Source organism: Megasphaera intestinihominis (assembly GCF_040096415.1).
GTDB lineage: Bacteria > Bacillota > Negativicutes > Veillonellales > Megasphaeraceae > Megasphaera > Megasphaera intestinihominis.
In genome coordinates this window covers 1-16,930 of sequence record NZ_JBBMEU010000022.1, presented here as the reverse complement: position 1 = coordinate 16,930, position 16,930 = coordinate 1, and the positions used below count along the sequence as shown (strand labels likewise).

Below are 16,930 nucleotides of genomic sequence, written 5' to 3'. Positions count from 1 at the left end.
GAAACATCAAACATCCCTATTATAAGAGTGCTTGTCGCAAGACGTCAAGCACTCTTTAGTTGTTAGTGGCTAGCAGACGGCTTTAAATTTAAGGCCCTCTTCTACAAACTACAAACTCTGTACTACAAACTTTTATTTCTTTTTCTTCCGGCTATACGGCGTCCCTTCTAAGGGCAATGTTGTCTGGAACTGGCCGTTCCATTTATAGTAGGCTCCGGCTACGGCAGGTGCCGTCGGGATGGAGGTGATTTCGCCGACGCCGATGGCTCCGTAGGCTACGTCGACGCCTTCTTTTTCGATGGGAATGGCTTCGACGTCAGGGGCTTTATCGGCCCGGAACAGGCCCAGGGTCCCGAATTTGGCCGTCGGTTTACAGTGGTCCAACGGATATTGTTCCGTCAGAGCATAACCGCAGCCCATGACGGTGCCGCCTTCGATCTGGCCTTCCAGGCTCTTGCGGTTGACGACGCGGCCGACGTCGTGGGCGGCGACCATTTTGCGGATGGTACCGTCGTCATTGAGGATGCAGACGTGTGTGGCATAGCCGTAGGCGACGTGTGATACGGGATGAGGGACGTCAGCGCCCATCTTGTCGGTCTTGCCCAGGTATTCGCCGATGTATTCCCGACCGTTGAGGACATCTAAGTCGCTACGGTTGAAGCGGACGGCGGCCGTAGCGGGCGATTCTTTTTCTACCGTTACGCCTTCCAGGTAGTTGCTGGCATGGCTCGTTTCTTCATAAGGCAGGCCCTTGGCGGCAAAGAGGTCGCGCCGCAGCTGGACGGCGGCTCGCCGGGCCGCTTCCCCGGTCAACGTCGTCTGCCGCGAACCCGACGTCGTACCGGCATCGGGTGAGGTCGCCGTATTGGGCATATGCCATTTGATATCTTCAATGGGAAGACCTGCAGCCTGGGATACCATCTGGACCAGGACCGTGCCGACGCCCTGGCCGATGCAGGATGCCGACGAGTAAATGTGTACCCTGTCGTCTTTGACGACCAGACGGCAGCGGCCATAGTCGGGCAGGCCGACGCCGACGCCGGAATTCTTCAAGGCACAGGCAATGCCGACATAAGGCCCGCTGTGATAGTACGCCTCTTTGACGGCATCCAGCGTTTCGGCCAAGCCTGTCGACGGGTCGGCAATCTGGCCATTGGGCAGGATGTCACCGGGCCGGATGGCATTGCGATATCGGATTTCCCACGGGTCGATGCCGACCAGTTCAGCCAGTTTATTTAAGTTTAATTCCGTGGCAAAAATGGTCTGAGTGACGCCAAATCCGCGGAAGGCTCCGGCTGGTGGATTGTTAGTGTAAACGGCTGTCCCGTCGATGTCGATGGTCTGGTAGTTATAAGGCCCTGCCGCATGGGTACAGGCGCGCTGGAGAACGGGTCCGCCCAGGGAGGCATAGGCCCCGTTGTCGGTGACGGCGACGAGCTTCATAGCCGTCAGTTTCCCAGTTTCATCGCAGGCCGTCGTCATGTCCATGCTGAACTGATGGCGCTTGGGATGGATGAGGATGCTTTCCTGGCGCGTCAACTTCACTTTACATATCCGTTTACATACATAGGCGACGAGGGCAGCCAAATGCTGGACCGTCACGTCTTCCCGGCCGCCGAAGCCGCCGCCGACGAAGCAGTTCTCGACGATGACTTTTTCTTCCGGCAGGCCCAGCATGAGTGCCGTTTCCCGGCGCGTATCATAAATGCCCTGGTCCGACGAATAAACGAAGACGCCGTCATCAAAGGGCATGGCGACGGCACATTCCGGTTCCAGGAAGGCGTGTTCCGTCCATGGCGTTTCAAAGTGGTGCGTCACCTTATACTTCGAGGCGGCAATGACGGCATCAGCGTCGCCGCGGACCAGGTGTTCATGGGCCAGGACGTTCGTACCAGCCGACGGGTGTACCAGCGGCGCCCCTTCTTTCAGGGCGTCGGCTGCACAGGTCAGGGCCGGCAGTTCTTCATATTCGATATCGACGAGCTTCTTAGCCTGTTCCAGGATTTCCGGCGTTTCCGCAGCCACCAGGGCGATGGCGTCGCCCAGGAAGTGCGTCGTCGAGCCGACGGGGATGAGCGTATCCCAATCGGTCTTCAAATGGCCGACTTTGACGGACCCGGGGATATCGTCTGCCGTCAGGACGCAGACGACACCGGGCAGGGCCTTGGCCTTTTCCGCATGGATGGCCTTGACGACAGCCCGCGGATAAGCGCTGCGGATGGCACTGCCGTAACACATGCCGGGCAGGTCGACGGCGTCCAAATCATCTGTATATCTGCCGACGCCCAGGACTTTGGCCTTGACGTTGACGCGCTGGCAGGGAGCGCCGACGCCGCGGTAGCCGCCGCGGACGGGAAGAGGCTGGTCCGTGCGCAGCAAATCTGCTGCCATAGCGATGGCGTCGATGATTTTCTTATAACCCGTACAACGGCAGATATTATTACGGATGGCCGCGGCGATTTCCAGCCGCGACGGCGCCGGGTTGGCGTCGATGAGGGCCTTGCCGCACATGACCATGCCGGGGATGCAGAAGCCGCACTGGACGGCGCCGGCTTCGCCAAAGGCGTAGACGAAGACGTCTTTTTCCCGCTTGGACAGCCCTTCGACGGTCAACACGTGTTTACCAGCCATGCGGCTGACCTTTTGGACACATGTCTTGGTCGCCTTGCCGTCGATGACGACCGTACAGGTTCCGCAGGCCCCTTCACTGCAGCCATCCTTGACGGATTTCAGGCGCAGGTCATTGCGCAGGACGTCGATGAGCTTGCGTTCTCCATCGGCTTCTATTTCACGGCCGTTTACCCATAGTTTACATAATTCACTCATAATGCCACCTTCCTATAATCAAGATTATCTTTTATCGCGGAATCGATACAACAAGGTTCCATAGCCGCGTTTTCCACAGAATTGATTGTCTTTGGCGATGATTTCGCCGCGGAGCATGGTCAGGCGGATCGTCGCCTGGACCGTCATGCCTTCATAGGGCGAATAGCCGCAGGTCGTGTGCAGGTTCTCCCTGGCAAAGGTCCGCGTCCCTTTCGGATCGATGAGGACGATGTCGGCATCGCTGCCGGGCAGCAGCGTCCCTTTGCGCGGATAGAGGCCAAAGATTTTGGCCACATTGGCACTGGTCACCTGGACGAAGCGCTCCAGGGTCAGCCGGCCTTTCAGGACGCCTTCACTGAACAGCAGGGGCATCCGTTCTTCGACGCCGGATACGCCGCCGGGACAGTTCCGGAAATCGCTGACATTCTCCTGTTTTTCAGCTATCGTAAAGGGGCAGTGGTCCGTCGCTACGGTCTGAATCGTCCCGTCGGCCAGGGCCTGCCACAGGGCCTGGTTGTCTTCGGCTTTCCGCAGCGGCGGCGCCAGCATGTATTTAATGCCTTCCATAGGGCCGCCGTGACGGAATTTCTCTTCTGTCAGCAATAAGTATTGCGGACACGTTTCACTGTAAATATGACGCTGGCCTTGGCGCCGGGCCAGGCGCAGCTGGTCCAGGCTCTCATGGGCCGACGTGTGGACGATATAGACCGGCGCATCGCCACAAGCCCGGGCTGCCGCCAGGACACGGCTCACGGCTGCGGCTTCGGCCACGTTGGGCCGCGTCTTCGCTTGGCCGATGGGCTGCAGGTCCTGCGGTCCCAGGGCATCCCGCAGGGCGTTGGTAATGCCGTCGCTTTCGGCATGGACCGTGAGCAGGCCGCCATGCTTCTTGATGACCGGCAGGAGCTGCATCAGTTTCTTCTCGCCGACGGGATAGCCATACGTCGTATAGGCTTTGAAACTGGGAAAACCTTCGTCGATGAGCTGGCCCAATTCCTGCAGGACCTGGTCGTCGACATGCTGGATGACGCCATGGAAGCTGTAGTCGACCGGGCAGGGCACGGCCAGTTTCCGGTACCGTTCAAAGGGATAGCGCAGGGAACAGCCGGCCGGGCCAAAGGCCATATGATCCAGGATGGTCGTCGTGCCGCCGCAGGCCGCTGCCACGCCACCGCTGTAAAAGTCATCGCACGCGCGGTACTGCGGCGACTGCTGCAGGTCCATATGGGTGTGGGCATCGATGCCGCCAGGGCAGACATAGAGGCCGTCGGCGTCGATGACCTGTTCATGACCGCTGTGCACAGCCTGTCCCAAGGCCTGGATTTTTCCCTCACGGACGGTAACGTCGGCCCGGAAATGTTCCCCTTCCAGGCAGACCGTCCCGTTTTTGATGACGTAATCCATGGTTTTCCCTTCTTTCTCTATTCAATCAGCAGGTAATCGTAATCGCGGCAGACCGTTTCCATGAAGGTCCGCAGGTCTTCCGGGATTGCTTCATCAGCCGTCCCTAAAGTCGTCGTCCGGATTTCTCCATCCAGGCGGACTTTGCAGAAGCCGCTGGCCTTGTCGAGGACGGCAAAGCCCGAATTATCGCTGTGGTCTAAATCGTCTTCATTAGCGAAGAGTGTAAACTTATCTACATACGGCGCACCGCCCCAGGGACAGAAGGTCCGGCAGTTGCCACATTCGTTACACATGTAGTCAATATGCAGAATCTGAGCCTGCATATGGCCCGGTACCTGGATGGCTGTATTGGCCCGATTGGGGCAGACTTCCGTACAGACTTCGCAGACGCTGTCACAATGGAGGCAGCGGCCGTCACAGCCTGTTTCCGGTGCCGTCTCCAGAATACCCCGCTTCGAGTAAACGTCGTTTACATCAGCTGGAATCAGGGTATCGACACTGGCCATCTGGCCTAAAATGCCTTCCGCCGCCCGCTTGCCGTCGGCAATACATTCGACGACGGATGTCGTCTTGCCGTAATGGCCATCGCCGATGACGGTCAGGCCTTCGATGGCGCCGGCCAGGGTGTCACCGATTTTCCCTTTGACGCCGCAGGCCGCCAGGATGATGTCATAGCCCTGCAATTCGTCGAGCGAGGCGATGGCCCTGCCGACGACGAGATGGACACCCATCTTTTCGATGAGGGCTACATCCTTGTCGATGGCTTCTGGTGAAATCTGCCCTTTCTTTTCACACAAGAAGGTCCGCACCAGGCCGCCAGGTTCGTCGTTCTTATCGAAGACGGTCACATCCAGGCCGCCGCGGGCCAGGAAATAAGCCGCCGACAGTCCGGCCGGACCGGCGCCGATGACAGCCGCTTTTCTCCCATTGGACGGCGTGGCCTGCAAAGTCGTCATGACGCTGGCATAGCCTTTTTCAGCAGCTATCAGCTTATTGCGCCGGATTTCAACAGGGGCATCACAGAAATTGCGCGTACAGCTGTTCATACAGGTATGGTAGCAGACGGTCCCCGTCGTAAAGGGCAGGGGATTCTTTTCCAGAATAATCTGCAGGGCCTGGTCATATTTCCCGGCGGCGACGAGGTCCATATAGGCCGGGATATCCTGATGGATGGGGCAAGTCTGGCTGCACGGTGCCATGAAGCAGTCCATCAAGGGCAGTGCCTGGTCGTTCTTGCGCTGCTGGGCCTTCGGGTCCAGACGGGCATAGTGGGCATCATCTTGAGCCTTAGCCAGCAAGTCATCCAGGGCCTTGACGTTTACACGAGTAAACGCCTGTCCACGCTGACCTTCAAAACACTGTGCCAGCTGGGCAAAGCGTTCATAGCCACCGGGCTTGAGCAGCGTCGTCGCCACCGTGACCGGCCAGATGCCGGCCCGGACGATATTCTTGATGTTGTGGGCATCGGCACCGCCGCTGTAAGAAATACGCAGGCTGCCGTCAAAGGCTTCACTCAGCTTCTTGGCCACATTCATGGACAGGAAAAAGAGGGGCTTGCCGGACATATACATTTCCGTCCCCGGCAATTCATGGCGCGTAATGTCGACGGGGAAGGTATTGGTCAGTTTGACGCCGAACAACAGGCCTTCCTCTTTACCCGCTTCCTGCAGCCCCTTGAGCATGGGTACGGCATCACGGTACTGTAAATCCGCCTTGAAATGGCTGTCATCGAAGACCATATGGCCATAGCCCAGGTCATCCATGCATTTCCGGACGAAGTCATAGCCCAGTAAGGTCGGGTTGCATTTGACGAAGGTATTGAGGTGTTTTTCTTTCAGTAAATAGCGGGCAATCCGTTCGATTTCATCGGGCGGACAGCCGTGCATGGTCGAGACCGTGACAGAGTTGCAGATTTCTGCCGGAATGGCTTCGACGTCTTCCCGACGGAGTTTCTGGAACCGGTCCAGATGGGCCAGGAGCCAGGCTTTGCACTCGGCAAAGATAGCCGTATGGGATGCGTCTTTCAGATTTTCGATGAACGAATCGATTTTTGCCGTCTGTATCCCTGCCAGGTCGTAGCCGACGGACATGTTGAACTGCATCCCGTCCGGACTTCCTAAGCCGTATTCGACGGCCATGACGTGGACCAGGAACCAGGCCTTGACGTATTCTTCCAGGGCCTTGGGGACGGTCAGTTCCGTCGACCATTCGACATTGTAACATTCATCGTCGGCCTTGATGCAGGGTTTGGGAACGGGCAGGTCTTCGCCGTCGATTTTCTGGACCGTCTTCAGTTCAAAGAAGCGCGCTCCCGCCGCATAGCCGGCAGCGATATTCTGGGCCAGCTGGGTATGGGGACCGGCAGCCGGGCCAAAGGGCATTTCCAGCGGTCTGTCAAAGATAGTATATGTCCGATTCGGGTCGGCCTGTAGGCGATGGTGGACGCCAAAGATCGTCCCTGACGGCGCTTCGGTCAGGACCCAGTTCATCAATTTTCCAAAGGGAATGGATGTCATGCGATCACTCATGATAGATTCCTCCTTATAAGTATCCATTAATGCGTCCGGCCAGGGTCGCTGCGCCTTCGCGGATTTTAGCCATCAGGGCTTCTTCATCGACACCGGTGAGCTGGCGGTTTTCCATGAGGACTTTGCCATTGGCAATAGTCGTGACGACATCGTGGCCGCTCATGCCGAATAAGATGTGACTGTTGATGTTTTCTTCATTCATCGGCGTCGGAGCAATGTAATCCATGACGATGACGTCGGCTGCAGCCCCTTCTGCCAGTACGCCTAAGGGCTTCTTGAAATAGCGGTTGGCCATGGCTGCGTTGTTATAGAACAGCATCTGCGGTACTTCAGCCCAGGCGGCTGTAGCGTCGCAGAGATGGTGTTTGTGCAGGATATTGGCGACTTTATAGGACTCAATCATATCGTGCGTATAGCCATCGGTCCCCAAGCCGGTCAGGATACCGCGGTGGACCATGTCCATCGTCGGCGGGCAGCCACAGGCATTGCCCATGTTCGATTCCGGATTGTGGACGACCATGGTATCTGTCGCCTTGATGAGGTCCATTTCGTGGGGATTGACGTGGATGCAGTGGCCGAGCAGGGTCTTGGGCCCTAAGATATTCCAGTCATAAAGGCGGTCGATAATGCGTTTACCGTGTTTCTTCAGACAATCCTGCAAGTCTTCGATGCCTTCGGCGACGTGGATGTGGTAACCCACGCCGTCCGGTTTATGTTCGGCTGCCAGGGCCATCGTTTTGTCGCTGATGGTAAATTGGGCATGCATGCCCATCATGCCGGCAATCATGTCCGTCGTGTCGGCCTGAGCGTGGCGGATCCAGGCTTCATTTTCCAGGACTGCCTGGCAAGCTTTATCCTGACCGTCGCGGTCGGAGACTTCGTAGCACAGACACGAGCGGACGCCCAGTTCCTGCGCTGCCTGGCCGATGGCAAAGAGGCTGTCCTTGATTTCACCAAAACTGGCGTGATGGTCGAAGACTGTCGTCACGCCGTTCTTGATACATTCGACATACGTTTCCATGGCGCTCAAATAAGTCAGGTCGTTGGTCAAGTGACGGTCGATGTTCCACCACAGGCCGTCGAGGATGTCCAGGAAGCCCTTGGGCGCATAGCCGTCGATATTCATACCCCTGGCCATGGCGCTGTAAATATGCTCGTGAACGTTGATGAAAGCCGGCATGATGACACCGCCTTTGGCATCGATAAAAGCGGCGTCTGGATAGGCTCGGCGGATTTCTGCCGTCTGGCCGACGCGGCAGATTGTCGTGCCGTCTATGGCTACGGCGCCATCAGGGAAATATTGATTCTTCGCGTCGCGGGTAACGACGTGACCGTTTCCGACGATTAACATAAGTATACCTCCTCTATGCTATACAAATCATAAATCATAAGATTTCTTGCAGTTAATGCATGTTATTTGTGTCATTCTCGTATCTATCTTAATAGTAACCCGTTCCGCCTTACCTGTCAATTTTTTTTTAGTCTAAAAATTTTTTATTATCTTTTTGTTATAGCCTGTAATGGAAAGATGTTTTTTCGACATACCTTTTTTCACCAAGGGCGTTGATTTATCCCGAAAATATGCTATAGTAACAGTACCTAAAAAATTTTTAGCAGATAAGCTAATAATCTGTTTTTGATATGAGAAAGAGGTGCCCCTTATGTTAGACGACGTCGTCCTCAACTTCTTGCGTCACTTAGCCAAAGGCCTGGCAGACCAATTCGGCCCGAACTGTGAAATCGTCATCCACGACTTGAGCGATAATTATAAGGAAAATTCCATCGTCGCCATCGAAAATGGCCACGTCACCAACCGCAAAGTAGGCGATGGCCCGTCTATGGCCGTCCTCGACGCCCTGCGCAGCGATCCCGACAAGCTCCAGGACCATACGAGTTACCTGACCAAGACCAAAGACGGCCGCATCCTCAAGTCGACGACCATTTACATCCGCAATGAACAGCAAAAAGTCATCGGCATCTTCTCCATCAACTATGACATTACCGAACTGATGATGGTCGAAAATGCCATCAAGCCGCTCATCTCGGTCACGTCCAAGGAAGATAAGGTCAGCCGCATCCCGCAGAATGTCACGGACCTCCTCAACGACCTCATCGACGAATCGACGCGTCAGGTCGGCAAACCCGTCCCCCTCATGACACGGGAAGACAAGATCAAAGCCATCAAATTCCTCAACGACCGCGGGGCCCTGCTGATCACCAAGGCCGGCGACAAAATCTCCAAACACTTCGGCATCTCCAAATATACCCTGTACAGCTACATCGACAGCGGAGAAGAGTGAGATTAAGGGGCTATCGCACGAAGGCTTCTATCATCATGCAAGATTCCTTTCTCTTTATCGTTTATAGTACGGAGTTTGTAGTTTGTAGAAGCTGACTTTAAATTTAAAAGCCTTCACTAAAAACTACAAACTGCAAACTTAATACTCAAAAAAGGGCTTGTTGCACATGCGACAAGCCCTTTTTCTATGCCCAAATGTAACAGTTCTCTTTCTGTCATTGCAAAAAAAGTGTAGATACCTAACAAATTTTTAGCTCTTTTCTATTGCAAATCTGTAAGGTCATGTTATACTCTAGGTATACAAAAACTTTTAGATTTACTAAAATATTTTTTTCAGTTTATCTTTAGGAGGTACGGATATGAAGAAAGATATGAAATGGGCTATGAACCATCTGCCCAAATCAGATGATAAAAATTTGCCGATCATGTCCCTCAGCGAAGTCGCCAAGGCCCGGACATTCCACCAGAGTTTCCCGCAATACAGCGAAACGCCGCTGACCCGGCTCACGCAGATGGCCCGCTACCTGGGCGTCGGTTCGATTTTCGTCAAAGATGAATCGTACCGCTTCGGCCTCAATGCCTTCAAAGTCCTGGGCGGTTCCTATTCCATGGCCAAGTACATCGCCAAGGAAACGCACCGCGATGTATCGGACATGCCTTATGACGTCCTGACGTCAGATGAGCTCCGCCAGGAATTCGGCCAGGCAACCTTCTTCACGGCAACCGACGGCAACCACGGCCGCGGCGTCGCCTGGGCCGCCCAGAAGCTGGGCCAGAAAGCCGTCGTCCACATGCCGAAAGGCACGACCCAGACGCGGCTGGAAAACATCAAGAAACTCGGCGCCGACGTCGACATCCTCGACCTCAATTACGACGATTGCGTCCGCCAGGCAGCCAAAGAAGCCGCCGCTACGCCGCACGGCGTCATGGTCCAGGACACGGCCTGGGACGGCTATGAAGAAATCCCGTCGTGGATCATGCAGGGCTACGGCACGATGGCCATGGAAGCTGGCGAACAGCTGAAGGCCCGGGGCATCGAACGGCCGACGCACATCTTCGTCCAGGCCGGTGTCGGGTCCCTGGCCGGTGCCGTCGTCGGTTACTTCGCCAACCTCTATAAAGACAATCCGCCGAAATTCATCGTCGTCGAAGCATCGGCCGCAGCCTGTCTGTATAAAGGTGCCGCAGCCGGTGACGGCAAGCCCCGCATGGTCGGCGGTGACCTGGATACCATCATGGCCGGCCTGGCCTGCGGCGAACCGAACACGATTTCCTGGGACATCCTCAAGAACCATGTGACGACCTTCATCGCAGCCGATGACCCCATCACGGTCCGCGGTATGCGTATGCTGGCAGCGCCCCTCAAAGGAGATGCGCCCATCGTATCCGGTGAATCCGGTGCCGTCCCCTTCGGCACCCTGGCTACAATCATGTTATCCGATGAATGTAAGGACCTGCGCGCTGAACTCGGCCTCGACGACCATTCACAGGTCCTGGTCTTCTCGACAGAAGGCGACACGGACCCGGAACGCTATAAGAATATCGTCTGGCGCGGTTTGAATAAGTAAAACATTATATAAGATATAGGAGTGATTTTCATGACAGTACCGTACGAAAAAATCAAAGAAGCCGCCAAAGGCTATGAACAGGATATGACCCGTTTCCTGCAGGACATCGTTAAATTCCCCGGTGAAAGCTGCGGCGAAAAGGAACATATCGACCGCATTGCCGAAGAAATGCGCAAACTCGATTTCGATAAAGTGGAAATCGACCCCATGGGCAACGTCCTGGGCTACATGGGCACCGGCAAGACCCTCATCGGCTTCGACGCCCACATCGACACCGTCGGCATCGGCAACAAGGCCAACTGGGATTTCGATCCCTACGAAGGCTTTGAATCGGAAACGGAAATCGGCGGCCGCGGCACGTCGGATCAGCTCGGCGGCATCGTTTCTGCCGTCTACGGCGCCCGCATCATGAAGGACCTGGGCCTCCTATCCGACAAGTACACCGTCCTGGTCACCGGTACGGTCCAGGAAGAAGACTGCGACGGCCTCTGCTGGCAGTACATCATCAACGAAGACAAGGTCCGTCCGGAATTCGTCGTCTCCACGGAACCGACAGACGGCGGCATCTACCGCGGCCAGCGCGGCCGCATGGAAATCCGCATCGACGTCCAGGGTGTATCCTGCCACGGCAGCGCACCCGAACGCGGTGATAACGCCATTTACAAGATGGCCGATATCCTCCAGGACGTGCGGGCCCTCAACGAAAATGACGCAGCCGACACGACGGAAATCAAAGGCCTGGTCAAGATGCTCGACAAGAAATACAATCCCGAATGGGAAGAAGCCAACTTTCTCGGCCGCGGTACAGTCACGTGCTCCCAGATTTTCTATACCTCGCCGAGCCGCTGCGCCGTCGCCGATTCCTGTGCCGTCTCCCTGGACCGCCGCATGACGGCCGGCGAAACGTGGCAGAGCTGCCTCGATGAAATCCGGGCTCTGCCGAGCGTCCAGAAGTACGGCGACGATGTCAAAGTCAGCATGTATGAATACGCCCGCCCGAGCTACACCGACCTGACCTATCCCATCGAATGTTACTTCCCGACATGGGTCATCCCGAAAGACCACAAAGTCACCAAAGCCCTGGAAGAAGCCTATACCTCCCTCTTCGGCGACAGCCGCATCGGCACTGCCGAAGCGGAAGCCATGCGTAAAGCCCGCCCCCTGACGGATAAATGGACCTTCTCGACTAACGGCGTTTCCATCATGGGCCGCAACGGCATCCCCGTCATCGGCTTCGGCCCCGGCGCAGAAGCCCAGGCCCATGCACCGAACGAAAAGACATGGAAACAGGACCTCGTCACCTGTGCCGCCGTCTATGCCGCATTACCTTCTGTATACACCGATAAATGATCACATCCCATAACGATTAAAAGGAGACTGCCCTATGAAAACCTTACAGGACTACATCGATAAATTAAATGCCCTCAATTTCAAAGACATGTATGAAAACGACTTTTTCCTCACCTGGGACAAGACCGATGACGAACTGGAAGCCATCTGGGTCCTAGCCGACGCCCTCCGCTTCATGCGGGAACACAATATTTCCACAAAGATTTTTGAAAGCGGCTTAGGCATTTCCATCTTCCGCGATAATTCGACGCGGACCCGTTTTTCCTTCGCCTCGGCCTGCAATCTCTTAGGCCTGCAGGTCCAGGACCTGGACGAAAAGAAGAGCCAGATTGCCCACGGCGAAACGGTCCGGGAAACGGCCAACATGATCTCCTTCATGGCCGACGTCATCGGCATCCGCGACGACATGTACATCGGCAAAGGTCATGCCTACCAGAAAGAAGTCGTCGATTCCGTCACGCAGGGCTATAAAGACGGCATCCTCGAACAGAAACCGACGCTGGTCAACCTCCAGTGCGACATCGACCATCCGACTCAGTGTATGGCCGACGCGGCCCACATCATCCACGAAATGGGCGGCCTGGAAAACCTGAAGGGCAAAAAAATCGCCATGACCTGGGCTTACTCCCCGTCCTATGGCAAACCCCTCTCGGTCCCGCAGGGCGTCATCGGCCTCATGACCCGTCTGGGCATGGACGTCGTCCTGGCTCATCCCGAAGGCTATGAAGTCATGCCGGACGTCGTCGACGTCGCCAAAAAGAACGCCGAAAAATCGGGCGGCTCCTTCCGCATCACCCACGACATGGCCGACGCCTTCAAAGACGCCGACGTCGTCTATCCCAAGAGCTGGGCTCCCTTTGCAGCCATGGAAAAGCGGACTAACCTCTACGCCGCTGGCGACCAGGCCGGCATCGACGCCCTGGAACAGGAACTCTTAGCCCAGAACGCGCAGCATAAAGACTGGTGCTGTACAGAAGAATTGATGAAGACCACGAAAGACGGCAAAGCTATGTATCTCCACTGCCTGCCGGCCGACATCAACGGCGTCAGCTGTGAAGACGGCGAAGTCGAAGCCTCTGTCTTTGACCGCTATCGCGATTCCCTCTATAAAGAAGCCAGCTACAAACCCTATGTCATCGCCGCCATGATCATGCTGGCCAAATGCCAGGATCCGGCTCAGACCCTGAAAGCCTTAGAAGAACGCGGCATTCTGCGCAAAATGAAATAATTTGACCGCCAAAGGTGCCGGTCCTCCGGACCGGTGCCTTTTTCATCTCCCTGCCATGCGTTTTACTCATCATTTATAAAACTTTTTCACACATAAAAGGAGATTTATCATGACCGAGAAAAAGAAACGTATCGTCATTGCCCTCGGCGGCAACGCCCTGGGAAATACACTGCACGAACAGATGCTGGCCGTCAAGACGACAGCCAAAGCCATCGTCGACCTCATCCAGGAAGGCTGTGAAGTCATCGTCGCCCACGGCAACGGCCCGCAGGTCGGCATGATCAACCACGCCATGGCCGCCCTGAGCCGGGAAGACCCGAACCAGCCCAACACGCCGCTGTCGGTCTGTGTCGCCATGAGCCAGGCTTACATCGGCTATGACCTGCAGAATGCCCTGCGCGAAGAAATGTACAACCGCGACATCTTCGACATCCCCGTCGCCACCATGGTCACTCAGGTCCGCGTCGACCCGGAAGACCCGGCATTCAAGAACCCGTCGAAGCCCATCGGCCATTTCATGACCAAGGAACAGGCGGAATACGCTGCCAAAGAATACGGCTACATCGTCAAGGAAGATGCCGGCCGGGGCTGGCGCCGCGTCGTCGCCTCGCCGCTACCCCAGGAAATCATTGAAATCGGCGCCATCCAAACCCTCGTCGATTCCGGCCAGCTGGTCATCGCCTGCGGTGGCGGCGGCATCCCCGTCATGCGCCACGGCAACCACCTCAAAGGGGCCAGTGCCGTCATCGACAAGGATTTTGCCAGCGAACGCCTGGCCGAAGACCTCCACGCCGACTACCTCATCATCCTGACAGCCGTGGAAAAAGTCGCCATCCATTTTGGCCAGGCAGACGAACAGTGGCTGTCGGAAATGACGACCGACCAAGCCCGGCAATATATGGCTCAAAATGAATTCGCTCCCGGCTCGATGCTGCCCAAAGTCCAGGCTGCCGTCAAATTCGCCGAATCCCGTCCCGGCCGGACAGCCTTGATCACACTGCTCCAAAAAGCCAAAGAAGGCATCCTCGGAAAGACGGGGACCCGCATTTACCGGGGCGCAAGGATCTGACTGATTCCCTGTTGCACGTAATGGATGAATTTCTTGACTGCCGGTGATGCCCCATCCCGGCTGGGAATGGCAATGCCAATGGTAATCGTATGGGGCGGATCCATGGGAAGGATAGCCACGCGGCCCTGCCACTGTGCCGTCATGAGGCGATTGTTCATACTGACACCCAGGCCGGCTTCGACCATGCGATAGGTCGTATAGTTATCGATGGCCGTATATCGCGTTTCATAAGAAATATGTTCTTCCTTAAGGATCCGGACGACATCCGTATCCTGCTGCGGCAGTGGTTCAATAAAAGATTCATGACACAACTGCTTCAACGGGTATACCTCGGCTCGTGCCAAGGGATGATTTTCCGGAAGCCACATGACCATTTCATCTTCACATAAGGGAATCCAGTCTCCGGAAAAAGGGCGCCACGTCGTGATACAACAATCGAAGCGCCCTTCTTCCAATCCATCGTACATCACTTTATTGGCGCATTCCTCGATGTGGACGTGGACTGCCGGATAGGCCTGCTGGAAAGCCTGTATGATCTGCGGCAGCCAGTTGGCGGCTACACTGAAATAAGAGCCAATGTAAATATCCCCGGCCGTCAATCCCCGGATCTGGGCACTGTACTGCAACAAAGCATCTTCATCACGGATGAGGCGGCGCAGATAAGGGAGCACTGCCTGCCCTTCACGGGTCAGATAAATGCCTTGTGCCGTCCGCCCCAGCAGGGGAAAGCCGATTTCTTTTTCCAGCGATGCAATGGACCGCATGACGCCAGACGGGGTATATCCCAATCGTTCGGCAGCTGAAGAAAAACTGCCCGCCTGGATGACTTGCAGCAAGAGCCTGCATTTTTCCGTATTCATATCTATCACCTTTGCTTTTTTATCAAAACTATATATATTATTTTGCTATTCTCTCCATACTGCTTTTATCGTATCATAAAAGCAAGAAAAAAGTAAGGAGGGACTTTTTCATGAAACAAAGAAATGCAGAAATACTGCTCATCATCGTCATCGCTTCGCGCAGCATTTCCTATCTCCTGTCGAAAATCGGACTGAACGGGATACCGCCTTTAGAATTACTGGCAATCCGCTTCGCCCTGACGACACTTATCCTGCTGCTGCTCTTTCACCGCCGCCTCCCGCTGTTGACGCGCCAGCTATGGAAGGCTGCCGGCCTCTTAGGGACCTTCCTCTTCGCCTGCATGGCCTGTGAACTCATCAGCCTGACGACGATTCCCTCGTCGACAGCGGCCTTCCTGGAAAATACATCCGCCGTCTGGGTCCTGATCCTAATGGCCGTCGTCAGCCACCATTGGCCGGGAAAGCAAGTCCTGACGGCTACGAGCCTGCTCCTCATCGGCATCGCCTGTCTTACCCTGCAAGGCGCCGTTTTCCATCTGGCACCGGGAGAAATCATCTGCCTGACCGGTTCCGTCTTCTACGCCCTTTGGATCTGCCTGACCGCCCGCCTGGCCCGGCAGTACGACCCATTGCTGCTGGGGATCTTGCAAATGGGATTCCTCGCCGTGTACAGTACAGCAGGCATGGTCTTATTTGAAAGCCCGGCCGTTCCTGCCGATACGACGACGTGGGGTGCCATCCTGGCCCTGGTCTTCATCTGTTCCGTCTTTGGCTTCACCTTCCAGCCCGTCGCCCAAAAGTATACCAGCGCCGAAAAAGCCGGCCTGTTTACAGCACTGAACCCGCTCATCGCCGCCGTCCTGGGCGTCATTTTCCTGGGCGAAACCTTTACGCCCGTCCAATTAGCCGGAGCCATCTGTATCCTCCTGGGCATCATCATCGTCCAGCTTCCCGAAAAATATCGCTGCAAAACGCATAGCTGTCAAAATGGATGACACCTGCCTTGACAAAACACCTCCGCCCGGCCTATGCTGAATGCGGAGGTGTCTTTATGAAAAAAAATCGTCTTATCGCAGCCGGACTCTTAGGCCTATTGTGGCTTCCCGGCCTGGCACTGGGCCAAGAAGAGGATGTACAACAAGCCAAGCCAGCAACGGTATGGCAGGACCTGTATTACAGTCGCCAAGAAAAAAAAGACCTCATCATCAGTGCTGATGACAAAGTCCCTCATTCGATCGCAGTTAGCAGACGGTCCACCGGACCGCTTTCGTAGGGGACATCCTGTAAGCCTTTTGGGCCCGTCAGGTGCCGACCAGCAGGAGGCGCAGGACGGCTGCCAAAACGGACAGCTGTGGCTAGGCGTCCCGTTGTGAGAATCCCGCGAAATGCTGTTCGGAGAAAACGCCATTCGCAGGCCGCAGTTCGCAAAACCATGCCTCATGGACCTGTTATGTATATCACCATTTATTCGCGGCGGGCCGCCCAAGGCTCCCTTTATAGGGGAGCTGACCGCTAAAGGCGGTCTGAGAGGTTAAAGATCGGCCCCTACGCAGGCCCCGGTCGGGGCGTTTTTACGAGCTGAGGGTTACTCGAAGCGATGTTGTTAGTTTGAGTTTATCGCTGCGCAGCCGCATCGTAGGGGCGCCACGTGGGGCGCCCGCTACGCGCTGAGGGTTTCCCGAAGCGTCGTTGTCAGTTTGAGTCTGTCGCGGCGGAACGCCGCATCTGAGTCCGAGCCCGTCATGTATGGCGTGTACATCACATTTCAGGCGGGCCGCCCTTTGGGACGGCCCCTACG

The 16,930-nt window shown here is 55.8% G+C and carries 12 protein-coding genes; 7 read left to right on the top strand and 5 right to left on the bottom strand.

Annotated elements, in window-relative coordinates; all coding sequences use genetic code 11:
- Positions 1–132: 132 nt before the first annotated feature.
- The 4 genes from xdh to ssnA are packed head-to-tail and all read right to left on the bottom strand — an operon-like array spanning position 133 to position 8,109.
- Positions 133–2,826 (bottom strand): selenium-dependent xanthine dehydrogenase, encoded by a 2,694-nt coding sequence (gene xdh, locus WMO23_RS05010; RefSeq protein WP_020311309.1) that lies wholly within the window; start codon positions 2,824–2,826, stop codon positions 133–135.
- Positions 2,827–2,850: 24 nt separating this feature from the next.
- Positions 2,851–4,230 (bottom strand): dihydropyrimidinase, encoded by a 1,380-nt coding sequence (hydA, locus tag WMO23_RS05005; RefSeq protein ID WP_020311310.1) that lies wholly within the window; start codon positions 4,228–4,230, stop codon positions 2,851–2,853.
- Positions 4,231–4,247: 17 nt separating this feature from the next.
- Positions 4,248–6,758, bottom strand: a complete 2,511-nt coding sequence (gene ygfK, locus WMO23_RS05000; protein ID WP_020311311.1) for a putative selenate reductase subunit YgfK — start codon at positions 6,756–6,758, stop codon at positions 4,248–4,250.
- Between the two features lie 13 nt (positions 6,759–6,771).
- Positions 6,772–8,109: a putative aminohydrolase SsnA gene (ssnA, locus tag WMO23_RS04995; protein ID WP_292298347.1), complete on the bottom strand. Its 1,338-nt coding sequence runs from the start codon at positions 8,107–8,109 to the stop codon at positions 6,772–6,774.
- 310 nt (positions 8,110–8,419) lie between these two features.
- On the opposite strand from ssnA, the gene WMO23_RS04990 reads away from it, so the two are divergent.
- From WMO23_RS04990 to arcC, 5 genes are all read left to right on the top strand, one after another.
- Positions 8,420–9,058, top strand: a complete 639-nt coding sequence (locus tag WMO23_RS04990) for a helix-turn-helix transcriptional regulator (protein WP_020311313.1) — start codon at positions 8,420–8,422, stop codon at positions 9,056–9,058.
- Between the two features lie 358 nt (positions 9,059–9,416).
- A complete protein-coding gene (gene dpaL / locus WMO23_RS04985; protein ID WP_020311314.1) occupies positions 9,417–10,625 on the top strand; it encodes a diaminopropionate ammonia-lyase in 1,209 nt (402 codons plus the stop codon).
- A 30-nt stretch (positions 10,626–10,655) separates the two neighbouring features.
- Positions 10,656–11,975, top strand: a complete 1,320-nt coding sequence (locus WMO23_RS04980) for a YgeY family selenium metabolism-linked hydrolase (RefSeq protein WP_349173385.1) — start codon at positions 10,656–10,658, stop codon at positions 11,973–11,975.
- Positions 11,976–12,009: 34 nt separating this feature from the next.
- The gene (gene ygeW, locus WMO23_RS04975) at positions 12,010–13,203 is read left to right on the top strand and encodes a knotted carbamoyltransferase YgeW (RefSeq protein ID WP_020723902.1); all 1,194 of its coding nucleotides are present in this window, start codon (positions 12,010–12,012) and stop codon (positions 13,201–13,203) included.
- 109 nt (positions 13,204–13,312) lie between these two features.
- A complete protein-coding gene (gene arcC / locus WMO23_RS04970) occupies positions 13,313–14,272 on the top strand; it encodes a carbamate kinase (protein WP_020311316.1) in 960 nt (319 codons plus the stop codon).
- Here the strand turns inward: arcC and WMO23_RS04965 are convergent.
- Positions 14,251–15,132 (bottom strand): LysR family transcriptional regulator, encoded by an 882-nt coding sequence (locus WMO23_RS04965; protein WP_020311317.1) that lies wholly within the window; start codon positions 15,130–15,132, stop codon positions 14,251–14,253. The two genes, arcC and WMO23_RS04965, sit on opposite strands and share 22 nt — an antisense overlap.
- Before the next feature lie 110 nt (positions 15,133–15,242).
- Between WMO23_RS04965 and WMO23_RS04960 the strand changes: the two genes are divergently transcribed.
- Together WMO23_RS04960 and WMO23_RS04955 are read left to right on the top strand one after the other, a co-directional pair.
- On the top strand, positions 15,243–16,127 hold the full coding sequence (locus WMO23_RS04960; RefSeq protein ID WP_292298342.1) for a DMT family transporter: 885 nt from the start codon (positions 15,243–15,245) through the stop codon (positions 16,125–16,127).
- Between the two features lie 56 nt (positions 16,128–16,183).
- Positions 16,184–16,405: a hypothetical protein gene (locus WMO23_RS04955; protein ID WP_292108173.1), complete on the top strand. Its 222-nt coding sequence runs from the start codon at positions 16,184–16,186 to the stop codon at positions 16,403–16,405.
- Positions 16,406–16,930: the final 525 nt, after the last annotated feature.